This window comes from Paragemmobacter amnigenus (genome assembly GCF_009908265.2).
GTDB lineage: Bacteria > Pseudomonadota > Alphaproteobacteria > Rhodobacterales > Rhodobacteraceae > Paragemmobacter > Paragemmobacter amnigenus.
In genome coordinates this window covers 114,043-129,492 of the sequence record NZ_JAAATX020000003.1, presented here as the reverse complement: position 1 = coordinate 129,492, position 15,450 = coordinate 114,043, and the positions used below count along the sequence as shown (strand labels likewise).

Annotated in this window: 15 protein-coding genes and 1 tRNA gene; 13 read left to right on the top strand and 3 right to left on the bottom strand. The window is 65.7% G+C overall.

Annotated elements, in window-relative coordinates; translation table 11 throughout:
• Nucleotides 1-78: 78 nt before the first annotated feature.
• Together GU927_RS04945 and GU927_RS04940 are read right to left on the bottom strand one after the other, a co-directional pair.
• On the bottom strand, nt 79-903 hold the full coding sequence (locus GU927_RS04945) for an SDR family oxidoreductase (protein ID WP_161761244.1): 825 nt from the start codon (nt 901-903) through the stop codon (nt 79-81).
• 332 nt (nt 904-1,235) lie between these two features.
• Nucleotides 1,236-1,748: an SH3 domain-containing protein gene (locus GU927_RS04940; RefSeq protein ID WP_161761243.1), complete on the bottom strand. Its 513-nt coding sequence runs from the start codon at nt 1,746-1,748 to the stop codon at nt 1,236-1,238.
• Nucleotides 1,749-1,901: 153 nt separating this feature from the next.
• On the opposite strand from GU927_RS04940, the gene GU927_RS04935 reads away from it, so the two are divergent.
• The 3 genes from GU927_RS04935 to GU927_RS04925 are packed head-to-tail and all read left to right on the top strand — an operon-like array spanning nt 1,902 to nt 6,498.
• Nucleotides 1,902-4,205 (top strand): DNA topoisomerase IV subunit A, encoded by a 2,304-nt coding sequence (locus GU927_RS04935; protein ID WP_161761242.1) that lies wholly within the window; start codon nt 1,902-1,904, stop codon nt 4,203-4,205.
• 23 nt (nt 4,206-4,228) lie between these two features.
• On the top strand, nt 4,229-5,419 hold the full coding sequence (locus GU927_RS04930) for a DUF898 family protein (protein ID WP_161761241.1): 1,191 nt from the start codon (nt 4,229-4,231) through the stop codon (nt 5,417-5,419).
• Nucleotides 5,419-6,498 carry a M48 family metallopeptidase gene (locus GU927_RS04925; protein WP_161761240.1) on the top strand — a complete coding sequence of 360 codons (1,080 nt, stop codon included), beginning with the start codon at nt 5,419-5,421 and terminating at the stop codon, nt 6,496-6,498. Before GU927_RS04930 ends, GU927_RS04925 begins: the two co-directional genes overlap by 1 nt.
• A gap of 434 nt (nt 6,499-6,932) precedes the next feature.
• Here GU927_RS04925 and GU927_RS04920 read toward each other — a convergent pair whose 3' ends face one another.
• Nucleotides 6,933-8,315 carry a cytochrome P450 gene (locus GU927_RS04920; protein WP_161761239.1) on the bottom strand — a complete coding sequence of 461 codons (1,383 nt, stop codon included), beginning with the start codon at nt 8,313-8,315 and terminating at the stop codon, nt 6,933-6,935.
• Between the two features lie 129 nt (nt 8,316-8,444).
• Here GU927_RS04920 and GU927_RS04915 point away from each other — a divergent pair, with 129 nt between their 5' ends.
• The 10 genes from GU927_RS04915 to rplL all read left to right on the top strand — a co-directional run bounded on the left by GU927_RS04915 (nt 8,445) and on the right by rplL (nt 15,232).
• Nucleotides 8,445-9,155 carry a hypothetical protein gene (locus GU927_RS04915; protein ID WP_394357659.1) on the top strand — a complete coding sequence of 237 codons (711 nt, stop codon included), beginning with the start codon at nt 8,445-8,447 and terminating at the stop codon, nt 9,153-9,155.
• A gap of 119 nt (nt 9,156-9,274) precedes the next feature.
• Nucleotides 9,275-10,450, top strand: coding sequence for an elongation factor Tu (tuf, locus tag GU927_RS04910; RefSeq protein WP_161761227.1), 1,176 nt, complete (start codon nt 9,275-9,277; stop codon nt 10,448-10,450).
• A gap of 146 nt (nt 10,451-10,596) precedes the next feature.
• Nucleotides 10,597-10,672: transfer RNA gene (locus GU927_RS04905), tRNA-Trp, on the top strand.
• 86 nt (nt 10,673-10,758) lie between these two features.
• On the top strand, nt 10,759-10,947 hold the full coding sequence (gene secE / locus GU927_RS04900) for a preprotein translocase subunit SecE (protein WP_161761238.1): 189 nt from the start codon (nt 10,759-10,761) through the stop codon (nt 10,945-10,947).
• Nucleotides 10,948-11,103: 156 nt separating this feature from the next.
• Nucleotides 11,104-11,637 (top strand): transcription termination/antitermination protein NusG, encoded by a 534-nt coding sequence (gene nusG / locus GU927_RS04895; RefSeq protein WP_161761237.1) that lies wholly within the window; start codon nt 11,104-11,106, stop codon nt 11,635-11,637.
• Nucleotides 11,638-11,731: 94 nt separating this feature from the next.
• A complete protein-coding gene (gene rplK, locus GU927_RS04890; RefSeq protein WP_161761236.1) occupies nt 11,732-12,184 on the top strand; it encodes a 50S ribosomal protein L11 in 453 nt (150 codons plus the stop codon).
• A gap of 4 nt (nt 12,185-12,188) precedes the next feature.
• On the top strand, nt 12,189-12,887 hold the full coding sequence (rplA, locus tag GU927_RS04885; protein ID WP_161761235.1) for a 50S ribosomal protein L1: 699 nt from the start codon (nt 12,189-12,191) through the stop codon (nt 12,885-12,887).
• A 160-nt stretch (nt 12,888-13,047) separates the two neighbouring features.
• A complete protein-coding gene (locus GU927_RS04880; protein WP_161761234.1) occupies nt 13,048-13,929 on the top strand; it encodes a glycosyltransferase family 2 protein in 882 nt (293 codons plus the stop codon).
• Between the two features lie 341 nt (nt 13,930-14,270).
• Entirely contained in the window at nt 14,271-14,786 is a 516-nt protein-coding gene (gene rplJ, locus GU927_RS04875; protein ID WP_161761233.1) for a 50S ribosomal protein L10, read from the top strand.
• Nucleotides 14,787-14,854: 68 nt separating this feature from the next.
• Entirely contained in the window at nt 14,855-15,232 is a 378-nt protein-coding gene (gene rplL / locus GU927_RS04870; RefSeq protein WP_161761232.1) for a 50S ribosomal protein L7/L12, read from the top strand.
• Nucleotides 15,233-15,450 lie beyond the last annotated feature (218 nt).

Sequence of the window (15,450 nt, the reverse complement as noted above, 5' to 3'; positions counted from 1 at the left end):
GTGTTTCCCTTCGTTCTGAGGGGTGATGTAGGGGCGGCGGCGGAAAAGGCGAAAGGCCAAAACGCCGCGCAGGACGGATCAGCCCTTGGCGATGGCGCGGTCGAGCAGGCGCGTGGGCAGGAGGCGCCGCAGGAACCCCGCGACATGGGTGGGGACGGTGACGTAATAGCGGGCGCGCGGGCGGGGGGCGTCGAGGGCGTGGATCAGCTTTGCCGTCACGGCCGAGGGGGGGAGTTCCCAGCGGTCCTTCTTCGCCTGCGGTTTGTAGAGCCGGTCGAGGAGGGCGGCATAATCATCGCGGCGGGCGGAGTTTTCCCAGTCGATCCACTTTTCGAAATGCGGGATGGCATTGGCGCGGATGCGGGTGGCGACGGGGCCGGGTTCGATGAGGATGAGGTCGATGCCCGTGCCCTCCATTTCCAGCCGCATCACGTCGGTCAGGCCTTCGAGGGCGTGTTTCGTGGCGACATAGGCGCCGCGCCATTTCGCCCCGACAAGGCCGAGGACGGAAGAGCACTGTATGATGCGCCCGTGGCCCTGTGCGCGGAAGGTGGGGATCAGGCGGCAGGTGAGGTCGTGCCAGCCGAAGAGGTTGGTTTCGAAGATTTCGCGCAGGGCGCCGCGGGGGAGGTCTTCGACCGCACCCGGGCAGGCGAAGGCGCCGTTGTTGAAGAGGGCGTCGAGGGTGCCGCCGGTTCTGGACAGGGTTTCTTCGACGGCTGCGGCGATGCTATCTTCGGAGGCGTAGTCGAGGGGGAAGCTTTCGAAGCCTTCGGCGATCAGGCGGTCGCAGTCGCCCTGCTGGCGGCAGGTGGCGAAGACGCGCCAGCCGCGGGATTTCAGTGTCCGCGCGGCGTCGTAGCCGATGCCCGAGGAGCATCCGGTGAGGAGGATGGAACGCATAATACCTGCCCTGCTGCACGTTTGGCGGTGTTTGTGGCGCAGGGTCGGGGGTTTGGCAACCTTGGGCTGTGGGGGGGCCAGAGGACCGACGCGAAACTGTCCGGTGGACAGTTTTGCCGGTCCGATTGCGGCTGAGGCTTTGAGGCCGCAAGGGGTTCTCACCTTGCCTGACGCTCGGGGCACGGGACGCCTCCGCCCCGGTGGGGGCGCTTGTCGCCCCCGCCGCCCGGGGGGCGGGGGCGGCCCGTGCGGGGGCGCACGGGCGGGACGGGTGGAAAGCGGTCGCGGCGCGGGCGGCGATGGCCGCCCGCTTGGGGGAGCGTCGTTCCGGTTCAATCCACCGCAGGGAAGAGCGTCGTCGCTGTCAGCGGCGGCGGGTCGGTGGAGATCAGGCGGCGGTGGACGTAGCCGTCGATGCCGTCGCCTTCGATGCGGATATGCACCCAGTCGCCAGAGGTTTCGAGGATGCGGACCACCTCGCCATTTTCGAGCCGGCCGATGACGGCGGCGTTGCGGCTGGCGCCGTCGCGGACATTCGCGGCCTCGGCCGTAATGACGCGCAGGTCATCGGCGGGGGGCGCTTCGGGGGTGAGGGTGGCGGGCTGGACCGTGGCGGCGCTGTCGGTCGGGCGTGGCAGGATGCGCAAGGAATCCGCGGGGGCAACGGTTTCGGCGGCCGCGGTCTGGGCGGGGGCGATCTCGGGGGCTTTGGCGATGACGGGGGCGGGGGCGGGCGGGGTATCGTAGGCGCCTTGCAGGCCCATGCGTTGCTGGCCGCGGTCCTCGCCGCCGATGAGAAGGGTTGCGTAGAATGCGCCTGCAAGAATGACGAGGTATTTGAACATGGCAGTGTTCCAGCCTAACGGGTTACAGCCTTGGCCTAGCACGACCCAGACGTGAGTCGCCGCTGATTCTTTCAACGCCCGGTTCGGTTCGGGGTTCCGCGCGGTGCGGATTTCCGGCTGGACCGGGGGCGCGCGGCGAATTACACAACATCCATGTCAGACAAGCCCGATAACCCCAAGATAGAGCCGATCCTTGTTGCCGAACCGCTGAGCCGTGCGATTGGCGAGCGCTATCTGACCTATGCGCTGTCCACCATCATGCACCGCGCGCTGCCCGATGCGCGGGACGGGTTGAAGCCGGTGCACCGGCGAATCCTTTACGCGATGCGCGAGTTGCGGCTGTCGGCGACGGGGGGATTCCGCAAGTCGGCCAAGATTTCCGGCGACGTGATGGGGAACTATCACCCGCATGGCGATGCCGCGATCTATGACGCGATGGCGCGTCTGGCGCAGGATTTCAACGTCCGTTACCCGCTGGTGGACGGGCAGGGGAACTTTGGCAATATCGACGGGGATAACCCCGCCGCCAGCCGCTATACCGAGGCGCGGCTGACGGCGATTGCCGAAGTGCTGATGGAAGGGCTGGCGGAAAACGCCGTGGACTTCCGCCCGAATTACGACGGCACGCTGGAAGAACCCGTGGTGATGCCGGCGGCCTTTCCCAACCTGCTGGCCAACGGGTCGAGCGGGATTGCCGTGGGGATGGCGACGAACATCCCGCCGCATAATCTGGACGAGCTGATCGGGGCCTGTCACGCGATGCTGGGCAATCCCGGGATCAGCGACGAGGAGCTGGTGGCCTTCGTGCCCGGGCCGGATTTCCCGACGGGCGGCGTGCTGGTGGAGCCGAAGGAGAGCATCCTTGACGCCTATCGCACGGGCCGCGGGGCGTTCCGCCTGCGCGCCAAGTGGGAGGTGGAGGATCTGGGGCGCGGGACGTGGCAGATCGTGGTCACGGAGATTCCCTATCAGGTCCAGAAGTCCAAGCTGATCGAGAAGCTTGCGGAACTGATCACGACGAAGAAGATCCCGCTGCTGGCCGATGTGCGGGATGAATCGGCGGATGATGTGCGCATCGTTCTGGAGCCGCGGGCGCGGACGGTGGAGCCCGACATGCTGATGGGGACGCTGTTCAAGAACAGCGATCTGGAAATCCGGTTCAGCCTGAACATGAACGTGCTGATCGACGGCAAGGTGCCCAAGGTCTGTTCCCTGAAAGAGGTGCTGCGGGCCTTCCTCGACCACCGGCGCGACGTGCTGCGGCGGCGGTCGGAACACCGGATGGAGAAGATCGACCACCGGCTGGAGGTTCTGGAAGGCTTCATCATCGCCTTCCTCAACCTCGACCGCGTGATCGACATCATCCGCTATGACGACGACCCCAAGCGCGCCTTGATGGCGGAAGACTGGTCCAAGGACCACAAGCGGGCGACGTCGGAGAAGGACTATGTCTCGCCGCCTGAGGGTGAGGGGGAACTCACGGAGCTTCAGGCGGAATCCATCCTGAACATGCGGCTGCGGTCCTTGCGGCGGCTGGAGGAGATGGAGCTGATCCGCGAGCGCGACGAGCTGATGAAGGAGCGGGCCGATCTGGCCGATCTGCTGGAGAGCGAGAAGCGCCAGTGGAAGAAGATCGGGGCGGAGCTGGAGGAGATCCGCAAGAAGTTCGGGAAGGATACGGTCGAGGGCAAGCGCCGCACGACATTTGCAGAGATGGGCGATGTCGAGGAGGTGCCCTTCGAGGCGATGATCGAGCGGGAGCCGATCACCGTCATATGTTCGAAAATGGGATGGATCCGCGCCATGAAGGGGCAGGTCGCGCTGGATTCGGACGTGAAGTTCAAGGACGGCGACGAGGGGCGGTTCATCTTCCACGCCGAGACGACGGACAAGATATTGCTCGTGGGCTCCAACGGGCGGTTCTACACGCTGCTCGGGGCCAACCTGCCCGGCGGGCGGGGGATGGGCGAGCCTGTGCGTCTGATGGTCGATCTGCCGAACGAGGCGGAGATCGTGGAGTTGATGATCTTCCGCCCCGGCGAGAAGCTTCTGGTGGCATCCACGGCGGGCGACGGGTTTGTCGTGCCGTCCGACGAGGTGCTGGCGCAGACGCGGGCGGGCAAGCAGGTGCTGACCGTCAAGGACGGGGTGAAGACCGCGCTGTGCCGCAGGGTGGCGGGGGATACGGTCGCGGTCGTGGGCGACAACCGAAAGCTGCTGGTCTTCCCGCTGGCCGAATTGCCCGAGATGGCCAAGGGCAAGGGCGTCCGGTTGCAGAAGTACAAGGATGGCGGGCTGTCGGATGCGATGACCTTCACGCTGGCGGACGGGCTGACGTGGAAGGATCCGGCCGGGCGGACACGGACCGAGATGGATCTGACGGAATGGTCCGGCCCGCGCGCGGGGGCGGGCAAGATGGCCCCGCGCGGATTTCCGCGGGACAACAGGTTTACATGACGTGATGTCGGGGACGGTTTTGCATGGGTCACGAGGGCGAGGCCAAGGTCGGCTATCTGGGTGATCCTGCAAAGCTGTTTCCGCTGGCGCTGGGCACGGGTGTGCTGGGGCTGTTGACGCTGGGCGTCTATCGTTTCTGGGGCAAGGCGCGCATCCGGCGGCATGTCTGGTCCAAGGTGCGGCTGGACGGGGACGGGTTCGAGTTCACGGGCACCGGTCTGGAGATGTTTCTGGGCTTTCTGCTGTCGGTGGTGGTGCTGGCCATCTATCTGGCGGTGGTGCAGCTTGTGCTGTTCGCGGTGGGCATCCGGTTTGTCCTTGATCCGCAGAACCGGCTGGAGGAATTCGCGCAGGGCATTTCGATCCTGCTTTCCTTTGTCGCCGTGCTGCCGCTGATGGTCTTTGCCGCCTACAGGTCGCGCCGCTACAAGCTGGCGCGGACGCGCTTTCGCGGCATCCGCCTTGCCATGGAGAATGCGGCGGGGGCCTATACGCTGCGCGCGATGGGGTATCTGCTGCTGGTGGTGCTGTCGCTGGGGCTGCTCTGGCCGCTGATGACCTTCCGGCTGGAGGCCTTCATGACAGAGCGGACATGGTACGGGACGTCGCGGTTCCGGCAGGGGGGAAGCTGGAGGGGGCTCTATCCTGCCTATGGGCATGTGGTGGCGGGGATCGTCCTCTGTCTGGCGGGGGCGGCGCTGGGCATCGCGGGGGGCGGGGGATTTCCGGTGTTTCTGGTCATCGCAGGGCTGGTCTGGGCGGCGATCGGGTTCGTCGTCTACCGCGTGCGGGCCTTTGCCTATCTGATGTCGCACAAGATGCTGGACGGCGGGGTCGGGTTTCGCGCCATGCCCGCGACGGGCACGGTGATCTGGCTGTACATCAAGGGGGCCTTCATCGCGGGTCTTCTGGGCGGGCTTGCCTCGGCCATGATCTTTGCGCCCTTGGGGACGATGCTGGCAGGGATCGAGAGCGCCTCGCAGCTGGTGCAGGTGGAAGTCGCGGTTCTGGGGGCGGCGTCCTATCTGCTGTTGCTGACGGTGTTCGGCGCGCTGGGCCTTGTGTTCATCAGCCAGCCGATCCTCGGGCATTTCATCGGGAGCGTCACAGTGACGGGTGCAGGCGCGCTGGAGGCGGTGCGGCAGCGCGGGGCCGATGGCGGGGCGGATGCGGAAGGTTTTGCCGATGCATTGGATATCGGGGGGGCGTTCTGATGTTGCCCGCGGCCGAGGCAGCGGTCTGGTTCGACGGGCAAAGCGCGCGGCGGCAGGCGGTGGAGGCGGAGGTGGCGCCGGACGGGCGGGCGCTGCGCTTTGGCCGCGAGATTTGGCCGCTGGAGCGGTTGCGGCGGATCGAGGGCGAGGGGCTGGTCCTTGCCCTTATGGACGAAGGCGGGGACGAGTTGCCGCATGATCCGGCACGGCTTGTGCTGGCCGAGGGGGCGCTGGCGGGCTGGGTGCGGGCCAATGCGCCCGCCCTGTCGCGGCGGGATGTGCGGCGCGGGACGGGACGGAAGATCGCGGTCCGCGTGGTGCTGGCGGTGGCGGCGCTGGCGGCGATCCTGTTCGGCTTTCTGCCGCGGATTTCCGACGTGCTGGCCGAGCAGTTGCCGCCGGAGCAGGAGGTGGCCTTCGGCAAGGCGGTCGTCGCGCAGATCGAAGGCCTGCTGGGGGGAGAGGAGCCGCTGGCCTGTGACGGGGCGCGGGGGTTGGCGGCACTGGAAAAGATGGAACGGCGTCTGACCGAGGGGCAGGGGCTGGCCTATGACATCGAGCTGTCGGTGCTGGACCATGACATGCTGAACGCCTTTGCCGCGCCGGGCGGGCAGATCGTCATCGTCCGCGGGCTGCTGGACGAGGCGGAGAGCGCCGAGGAGGTGGCGGGGGTTCTGGCGCACGAGATCGGCCATGTTGAGGCGCGCGATCCGGTGCGGTTGGCATTCCGTGCGGCGGGGTCGGCGGGGATACTGGCGCTGGTTTTCGGAGATGTGACGGGGGGAACGGTGATCGGGGTGCTGGGCGACCATATCCTGAGCGCGTCCTACACGCGCGAGGCCGAGGCGGCGGCGGATGCCTTTGCCTTTGACCTTCTGGCGCGGACAGGGATCGGGACCGGGGGGCTGGCCGCGTTCTTTGACCGGATCGAGGCGATGGGGGGCGATGTGCCCGAGATCCTGTCGACCCATCCGGCCAGCGGCAGCAGGGCCGAGGCGGCGCGCGGGGCTGGCGGCGCGGCGGGCCGGCCCGTGCTGGACGAGGCGGAGTGGCTTTCGCTGAAGCGGATCTGCGACTGAGGGGAACGGGGCGTCCGGAACCGCGGGTTCCGGACGCAGCACTCGTTACCGAACGAGCGCGGACAGGGGGGCGTCCCCGATCCGGCATCAGATGCAGGAACGGCGCGCGGGGGCGGAGTTTTAGCGGTTTGTATGCAATTCTGTCCGGCGGGAGGGTTTTTCAGCGCGCTTTGCGCTGCCGGTCCGTGCCTGTCCGGCTGTCCGGCGCCTGTGACCCGTCCGGAACAGCAAACCGTTCCGGACGCTCACTCGTTACAACACCGGCACACGAACACTCGATAAGGCACCAGAACGGGCCGGAGGGGGCGCAGGCCCGGTGCCCGTTCAACGGTAAAGATAATGGCGGCTTCCCGGTTGGCAACCTGGAAGTGTATTGTATGCAAAAGGTCGGTGCGGAGCGATGCGAAATTGACGCAGGGTCAAGCAGCGCAGGGTCAGGCCGGTTCGACGCGGAGCCAGACGCCGCCTTCGGGGCGGAGGGTCAGGATCATGACGGGCCGCGGATCGCGTCCCGGTATTGCGGTGAAGCGGAAGCGGGACAGCAGCGTGGACAGGATGATGACGGCCTCTTGCACGGCGAAATTCGCGCCGATGCAGATGCGGGGGCCGTCGCCGAAGGGAAGGAAGGCGAAACGGTCGGTCCGGTGGCCCGGGGCGAAGCGGTCGGGGTTGAAGCTGTCGGGGTCGGACCAGAGCTTGCGGTGGCGGTGCAGGGCGTAGATGGGCAGGATGACGGTGTCGCCGCGGCGCACCTCGCGCCCGCAGAGTTCGTCCGCGACCTGTGCGGTGCGCGACAGGAAGGCGGCGGGCGGGTAGAGGCGGAGCGTCTCGTCCACGATCTGGCGGATATAGGGAAGTGCGGGCACGTCGGCGGCGGTGGCGGCGCGGGTGCCGAGGAGGGCCCGCGCCTCGGCCCGCGCGCGGTCTTGCACGGTCTGGTCGAAGGCCATGAGGTAGAGCGCCCATGACAGGGTGAGGGCGGTGGTTTCATGCCCCGCGACGATGAAGGTGAGGAGGTTGTCGCGCAGCTCCTCGGTCGTCATCTTGCGGCCGGATTTGGGGTCTTCGCCGGCGAGAAGCAGGTCGAGCAGATCGGGCACGGCCTTGGCGGCGGTATCGGTGCGGCGGCGGTCGATCGTGGCATCGGCCATGCGCTTCATGTCGCGCATGCCGGGCCCTGCGACGAGGCGGGCGGGGCGGGGCACCCAGGCGGGGGCGCCGATGATGTCGAGCAGCGAGATCTTGGCGGTCTGGCCGATATAGGCGTCGATGGCGCGGTGGACGGCATCGCGGTCAAAGCCTTCGCCGCCCGAGAAGGTGACATCCGAGATCACTTCGAAGGTGGCGGTGACCATCTCGTCGAAGGCATCCGCCGCGCGGCCTGCGGCGGCGGCAAAGCGGGCGCTGGCCCGTTCGGCGGCGGCGGTCATCACGGGGGCGAGGTTTGACACGTTGCGGTGGGAAAACACCGGCGCGGCGGTGCGTCGCTGCCAGAGCCAGTCCTGCCCTTCGGCGATGAACAGCGAGCGGCCGATGGCGGGGGAGAGCATGAGTTTGGTGACGTCGGACTTGGGATAGTCCTCGACCCTGTCGCGCAGGATGCGGCGGAGCGCGTCGGGGTCCATCACCATGTGCCAGCGCTTGCCGCGTGTGTTGGAGATGATGGGGGCGTGGGTCGCGATCTCGGGGACCAGTTCCAGCACGTTGCGCCGTCCCGCACGGAGCGAGCCGAAAATGCCCAAGGGTTCCGTCGCGAGGGGAACGCGGACGGGGAGGGGCGGTGTCCGGTCGGCTCCTTGGGTGGCGTCGCGGGGCATGGCGGTCTCCTTTGGGCAAAGATAGGCGGGGCGGGGCCACCGGCAAAGGGCGACCGTTGCGCGCAGGGGCTGCAATCGCTATCCCGTTCCGTGATGGCCTGCGGGCCGAGCATCACGGGAGATTCCATGCTGATCCTGCGCCGAGTGGCCCTTTTCGCCGGTCTGTCCATGCTGGCCGCCTGCGCGGGGAACGATCTGGAGGAACCGCCCGTCCCGCTGGGCGATTTCGCGCTGGGGCTGAACATCGTCGTGGCGGACAATGTGCAGAAGGTCCCGATCTCGCGCGAGGCATCGGCGGAGGAATGGGAAGCGGTGATGAAAGAGGCGGTCGCCGCACGCTTTGGCCGGTACGAGGGCAGCAGGCTGTATAACATCGGCATCTCGGTCGACGGCTATGCGCTGGCCCCGCCCGGCATTCCGGTGGTGGCGGCGCCCAAGTCGGTGCTGGTGATCACGGCCAATATCTGGGACGACGCGACGCAGACGAAGCTGAACCCCGAGGGCGAGCAGTTCACGGTCTTCGAGGGGATGTCGGGCGACACGGTGATCGGGTCGGGTCTGACGCGGACCAAGAAGAAGCAGATGGAAGTGCTGTCCTACAATGCGGTGAAGCGGGTCGAGGCATGGCTGGCCCAGCATCCCGAGTGGTTCCCGACCGGCGGGGCGGTCCCCGTGCCCGCCACCGCGGAGACGACCGGTGCGGCGGTCGCCCCTGCCGCGGTGACGGCGCCGACTGCCGCCACGACCACGGCCACGACAGCCGCGCCCAAGCCTGCGAAGGCGGTGCCGCTGCCCCCGCCGCAGCCCATCGTTCCGATCCCCGGACCGTCCCTGCCCTGAGCGGTGACGGCGCGACGTGAAACGCGCCCTTTCGGCTTGATTTTCCCCTGCGGGCGGCTTAATTCGCCGCCCGTGTAGCACAGGGCCCGGCGGGCCCCCCAATCCGAAGGCCCGAAGATATGGCAAAGGCAAAGTTTGAACGTAACAAACCGCACGTCAACATCGGCACGATCGGCCACGTTGACCACGGCAAGACGACGCTGACGGCGGCGATCACGAAGTATTTCGGCGAATTCCGCGCCTATGACCAGATCGACGGCGCGCCGGAAGAGCGGGCCCGCGGGATCACGATCTCGACCGCGCATGTGGAATACGAGACGGAGAACCGTCACTACGCCCACGTCGACTGCCCCGGCCACGCCGACTATGTGAAGAACATGATCACGGGTGCCGCGCAGATGGACGGGGCGATCCTCGTTTGCGCCGCCTCGGACGGCCCGATGCCGCAGACGCGCGAGCACATCCTGCTCGGCCGTCAGGTGGGCATTCCCTACATGGTCGTCTACATGAACAAGATCGACCTCGTGGATGACGAGGAACTGCTCGAGCTGGTCGAGATGGAACTGCGCGAGCTGCTGTCGTCGTACGACTATCCCGGCGACGATATCCCGATCATCAAGGGCTCGGCCCACCAGGCCATGATCGGCGAGCGCAAGGACATCGGGGAAGACTCGATCCGCGCGCTGATGGCGGCGGTCGACACCTACATCCCGACGCCGGCGCGTGCTGTGGATCAGCCCTTCCTGATGCCGATCGAAGACGTGTTCTCGATCTCGGGCCGCGGCACGGTTGTGACCGGTCGTGTGGAGCGTGGCGTGATCAACGTCGGCGACGAAGTCGAGATCGTGGGTATCCGCGACACGAAGAAGTCGGTCTGCACGGGCGTGGAAATGTTCCGCAAGCTGCTGGATCGTGGGGAAGCCGGTGACAACGTCGGCGTCCTGCTGCGCGGCATCGACCGTGACGGCGTGGAGCGCGGCCAGGTGCTGTGCAAGCCGAAGTCGGTGAACCCGCACACGAAGTTCGAGGCGGAAGCCTACATCCTGACCAAGGAAGAAGGCGGCCGTCACACGCCGTTCTTCGCGAACTACCGTCCGCAGTTCTACTTCCGCACGACCGACGTGACGGGGACGGTGGAGCTGCCGGAAGGCACCGAGATGGTGATGCCGGGCGACAACCTGAAGTTCAACGTGACGCTGATCGCCCCGATCGCGATGGAAGAGAAGCTGCGCTTCGCCATCCGTGAAGGCGGCCGCACCGTCGGCGCAGGCGTCGTCTCGAAGATCATCGCCTGATCCGATCCCGCAAGGGTGACGCGGAACGCGCGGGGGAAACCCCGCGCGTTTTGCTTTGTGCCGGGGACAGGTCCGGAAAACCGGCGGCAATCGCGCCGCGCCCCCTTGACCCCCCAAGGCCCATGCCGTAATCGGCGTGCAGGCCTAGGGGTATAGCTCAGTTGGTAGAGCATCGGTCTCCAAAACCGAGGGTCGCGGGTTCGAGTCCTGCTGCCCCTGCCAGGCCGGATGCGCGGATGCGCCCTTTCCCTTGAAATCGGCAGGTATCCGGCGTATCTCGCCCGCAACGCAATCCACGGACGTGACCCATGGCCAAGACCAACCCCTTCACCTTCCTCCAGCAGGTGCGAACCGAAGTCGGCAAGGTCGTCTGGCCGTCGCGGCGCGAGGTGGTGCTGACCACGATCATGGTCTTCATCATGGCCGCGCTGACCGCGACCTTCTTCAGCCTTGTCGATCTGGCGATCCGGTCGGGGCTGCGGGCGATCCTGGGCTGAGGCGGGATTTACCTTGAATTCATTGGGGCGCGCCTGTATCTGCGCCCCTGATCAGGGAACACCGGCGCGCAGCGATTCGAGTTGCGCGCTGTTTTTTGTTCCCCGAAGCAGTGGAATTTCAGGGGGTTCGCCCCCGAAGAACGGGATGGATGAGGCATGGCGAAGCGCTGGTATTCGGTGAGCGTTCTCTCGAACTTCGAGAAGAAGGTGGCCGAGCAGATCAAGCAAGCCGTGATCGATGCCGGTCTCCAGGAGGAGATCGACGAGGTGATGGTGCCGACCGAAGAGGTGATCGAGGTCCGGCGCGGCAAGAAGGTGACGAGCGAGCGCCGCTTCATGCCCGGCTATGTGCTGGTCCGCATGGAGATGAGCAACAAGGGCTATCACCTGATCTCGTCGATCAACCGCGTGACGGGCTTCCTTGGTCCGCAGGGCAAGCCGATGCCGATGCGGGATGCGGAAGTGAACGCGATCCTGAACCGCGTCGAGGAAGGCGAGGCGCAGCCGCGCAACCTGATCCGCTTCGAGATCGGCGAGAAGGTGAAGGTCACCGACGGCCCGTTCGAGGGCTTTGACGGGATGGTGGAGGAGGTCGACGAGGACCACAGCCGCCTGAAGGTGTCGGTGTCGATCTTCGGCCGCGCGACGCCGGTCGAACTGGAATTCACGCAGGTGTCCAAGGGCATCTGACGTGCATCGCGTGGGAGGCGAGCGCCCCTGAGGGGGTGACGGACCGGACCACTAAACCGCACCCCCTGTGGTGCTGTGACAAAGGAGATGGCCAATGGCCAAGAAAGTAATCGGCAGCCTCAAGCTGCAAGTGAAGGCCCAGCAGGCCAACCCGTCGCCCCCGGTCGGCCCGGCTCTGGGTCAGCGCGGTCTGAACATCATGGCCTTCGTGAAGGAATTCAACGCGAAGACCGCCGACATCGCGCCGGGCACGCCCACGCCGGTCGTCATCACCTACTATCAGGACAAGTCGTTCAGCCTCGAGCTGAAGACGGCGCCTGCGTCCTATCTGCTGAAAAAGGCTGCGGGCCTGCCGGATGTCGGCAAGCGCAACCGTCCGAAGGGTTCGGCCAAGCCGGGCCGCGAGGTGGCAGGTTCGGTGACCGTGGCGCAGATCCGCCAGATCGCCGAGACGAAGATGAAGGACCTGAACGCCAATTCCGTGGAAGCTGCGATGCAGATCATCCTCGGCTCGGCGAAGTCCTGCGGCATCGAAGTGAAGGGCTGAGATCATGGCAAAGCTCGGTAAGCGCGCGCGTGCAGCGCAGGAAATCTTCGGCAACGCCACCAACGTGTCGGTCGAGGATGCGGTGGCCCTGATCAAGAAGGCGGCTTCGGCCAAGTTCGACGAGACGGTCGAGATCGCGATGAACCTTGGCGTCGATCCCCGCCATGCGGACCAGATGGTGCGCGGCGTGGTGCAACTGCCGAACGGCACGGGCAAGACCGTGCGCGTGGCGGTCTTCGCCCGTGGTGCCAAGGCTGACGAGGCCAAGGCTGCCGGTGCGGATATCGTCGGTGCGGAAGACCTGATGGAAACCATCATGGGCGGCAAGATCGAATTCGATCGCTGCATCGCGACTCCGGACCTGATGCCGCTGGTCGGCCGTCTGGGCAAGATCCTTGGCCCGCGCAACCTGATGCCGAACCCGAAGGTCGGCACCGTGACGATGGACGTGAAGACGGCTGTCGAAGCGGCGAAGGGCGGTGAAGTGCAGTTCAAGGTTGAAAAAGCCGGCGTCATCCATGGTGGCGTGGGCAAGGTGTCCTTCGACGCCGAGAAGCTGGCCCAGAACATCCGCGCCTTCGTGGACGCGGTGAACAAGGCCAAGCCGGCCGGTGCCAAGGGCGCCTATCTGAAGAAGGTCTCGCTGTCCTCGACCATGGGTCCGGGCGTGTCGGTGGACCTGTCCTCGGCCACGGCGAACTGATCGGCGGGAAACCGTTTCCGACCCGAGATTGGCCGCCCGGATGGGCGGCCTTTTTCATTTTCTGCGTACGGCGGCCTGTGGACAAATTCCGCGCGCCACGACACGATTCTGCCGGGCGGCGGCGGGCTGCCGGACGTGGCAATGATCGGGTTGGCGTGAGATGCGCTGTGTTTCGGTGAGCGTGGTCAAGAACGAGGCGGATGTCATCGAAGCCATGGTGCGCCATAACGCGCAGTATCTGGATTACATGACGATCATCGACAATGGCAGCACGGACGGGACGTTGCAGATCCTGACCGCGCTGCGGAATGAGGGGTTGCCCATCGACCTGCGCGAGGATCCGTCGCTGGGCCACAGGCAGACCACCATCATCAACGAGTTCGTGAATGGCCCCGACTGCGACAGGACCGGCTTCGTCTTCTTTCTGGATGGCGACGAATTCCTGTCCTGCGATCGTCAGATGTTCCGCGAGGTTCTGGCCCAGCGTCCGGCAAGTTTTTCGATGGCGTGGAAAACCTATGTGCCCACCCCGAAGGACAGGTCGCGTGACCCGAATGTCGTCACCCGGATCACCCACGCCCGTCGCCGCGAGCCGCAGGGTTTTGCCTATGCCAAGGCGGTTCTTTCGCCTGCAGAGCAGGGTCCGGTTTCGGTGCGCGCAGGCAGCCACGGGTTGCGCGGGATCAAGCTTGTGCCCCATCCGGCGATCCGGTTGGCGCATTTTCCTGTCCGTTCGGTGCAGCAGATCGCCTGCAAGGCCCTGCTTGGGGCGTGGAATATCCAGCTGCGGGGCCGTGGCCGGCAAGAGGCGCTGCAGTGGTTCAAGCTTGCCGATCAGATCCGCGCCGATGGCCTGCCATCGGCTGCCGATCTGCAAACGCTGGGGGCGAGCTATGCAGTCGACCGCCCGATGCGCGTGATGGCGGACCCGTTGATCTCGCCCGAACCTTTTGCCTTGCGCTATACGGGAATGGCGAAGGACCCGCTCCTGTCAGGGCTGATCGAATTTGTTGACCAGCTGATGGCGCGGGTGCAAGGTTAAGCCAAGGAGGCATCCGGCTGACAGGGCCAAGATGCAGGGAAGCCGTCGCGGCGGCTTGTCGTGCTTTCCGGCACAAGGATGGCTTGGAAAGCATTGAAGAAGTCTCTATAGCCACAGTCTGCGTGCATTGCCCGATTCGTCGGGCGGGTGCGCATTCGTCCGAGACGGTGGGTGCGGGGCGCATGCCTTGCTTAATTTCCCTCCCGAGATGAGCGAACGAGACAAATTACCGGGGGCTTTCCCTCGGGCGATATTGGCCTCGGGACTTCATTCGGACCCGAACGCCCCGCTTGCGGGGCAAACATGAGCCGGGGGGAAACCCCCACACTTGGAGTGAAACTGTGGATAGAGCCCAGAAAGAGAAAGTGGTCGAGGAACTCGGCCAGATCTTCGAAAGCTCTGGCGTTGTGGTGGTTGCCCACTACACGGGTATGACGGTTGCACAGATGCAGGACCTGCGCGCGAAAATGCGCGACGTTGGCGGGTCCGTTCGCGTTGCCAAGAACAAGCTCGCCAAGATCGCCCTTGAAGGGAAACCCGGCGTCAAGATGGGTGACCTCCTCACGGGCATGACCGTGCTTGCCTATTCGGAAGACCCCGTGGCTGCGGCCAAGGTCACCGAGGCCTATGCCAAGACGAACGACAAGTTCGTCATCCTTGGCGGGGCCATGGGCGATACGGTTCTGGACCAGGCTGGTGTCAAGGCCGTGGCTGCCATGCCGTCGCGTGAAGAGCTCATCGCTCAGATCGTGTCGTGCATCGGTTCGCCCGCGTCGAGCATCGCCGGTGCGATTGGTGCGCCTGCTTCGAACATCGCAAGCATCCTGTCGACCATCGAGGAAAAGGCCGCGGCCTGATCCTTGGAATACCCGCGTGGTTGACCCCACTGCGTTGGACCCCATCTTGATAAAACGGAATGAGCAAAATGGCTGATCTGAACAAACTCGCCGAAGACATCGTCGGCCTGACCCTCCTGCAGGCTCAGGAACTGAAGACCATCCTGAAGGACAAGTACGGCATCGAGCCGGCCGCCGGTGGCGCCGTCATGATGGCCGCTGGCCCGGCTGCCGCTGCTGCCGCTCCGGCCGAAGAGCAGACCGAATTCGACGTCGTCCTGACGGACGCCGGCGCGAACAAGATCAACGTGATCAAGGTCGTGCGCGAAATCACCGGTCTGGGTCTGAAGGAAGCCAAGGACCTGACCGAAGCCGGTGGCAAGGTCAAGGAAGGCATCTCGAAGGCTGACGCCGAAGCGATGAAGAAGAAGTTCGAAGAGGCTGGCGCCAAGGTCGAACTGAAGTAATCGGGCGGGATGCGCGACGCATCCTGACATCGGTTTGAGGCTGGGTCGGGGTTTCCCCGGCCCAGCCGAACCTGTCTTGAAAGGGGCATTCTGGCCCTGTGGCGGATGCCCCTTTCAAGGCGCGGTTCAAGGTTCGGGAGCCTTCCGGTGGGACGGAGGGCATGAATGGAACCTGATACCCCCTATCGCAAGCGGCGCGCGCCCGTGGCCCCGACGGA

Bases quoted from the DNA above. Each gene is read 5' to 3' on its own strand.
- GU927_RS04920 (WP_161761239.1), bottom strand. From the start codon at position 8,315: ATGCCCCGCGACGCCACCCAAGGAGCCGACCGGACACCGCCCCTCCCC.
- rplL (WP_161761232.1), top strand. From the start codon at position 14,855: ATGGCTGATCTGAACAAACTCGCCGAAGACATCGTCGGCCTGACCCTC.
- rplK (WP_161761236.1), top strand. From the start codon at position 11,732: ATGGCCAAGAAAGTAATCGGCAGCCTCAAGCTGCAAGTGAAGGCCCAG.
- GU927_RS04880 (WP_161761234.1), top strand. From the start codon at position 13,048: ATGCGCTGTGTTTCGGTGAGCGTGGTCAAGAACGAGGCGGATGTCATC.
- GU927_RS04935 (WP_161761242.1), top strand. From the start codon at position 1,902: ATGTCAGACAAGCCCGATAACCCCAAGATAGAGCCGATCCTTGTTGCC.
- secE (WP_161761238.1), top strand. From the start codon at position 10,759: ATGGCCAAGACCAACCCCTTCACCTTCCTCCAGCAGGTGCGAACCGAA.
- nusG (WP_161761237.1), top strand. From the start codon at position 11,104: ATGGCGAAGCGCTGGTATTCGGTGAGCGTTCTCTCGAACTTCGAGAAG.
- GU927_RS04940 (WP_161761243.1), bottom strand. From the start codon at position 1,748: ATGTTCAAATACCTCGTCATTCTTGCAGGCGCATTCTACGCAACCCTT.
- GU927_RS04930 (WP_161761241.1), top strand. From the start codon at position 4,229: ATGGGTCACGAGGGCGAGGCCAAGGTCGGCTATCTGGGTGATCCTGCA.
- GU927_RS04945 (WP_161761244.1), bottom strand. From the start codon at position 903: ATGCGTTCCATCCTCCTCACCGGATGCTCCTCGGGCATCGGCTACGAC.
- GU927_RS04925 (WP_161761240.1), top strand. From the start codon at position 5,419: ATGTTGCCCGCGGCCGAGGCAGCGGTCTGGTTCGACGGGCAAAGCGCG.
- tuf (WP_161761227.1), top strand. From the start codon at position 9,275: ATGGCAAAGGCAAAGTTTGAACGTAACAAACCGCACGTCAACATCGGC.
- rplA (WP_161761235.1), top strand. From the start codon at position 12,189: ATGGCAAAGCTCGGTAAGCGCGCGCGTGCAGCGCAGGAAATCTTCGGC.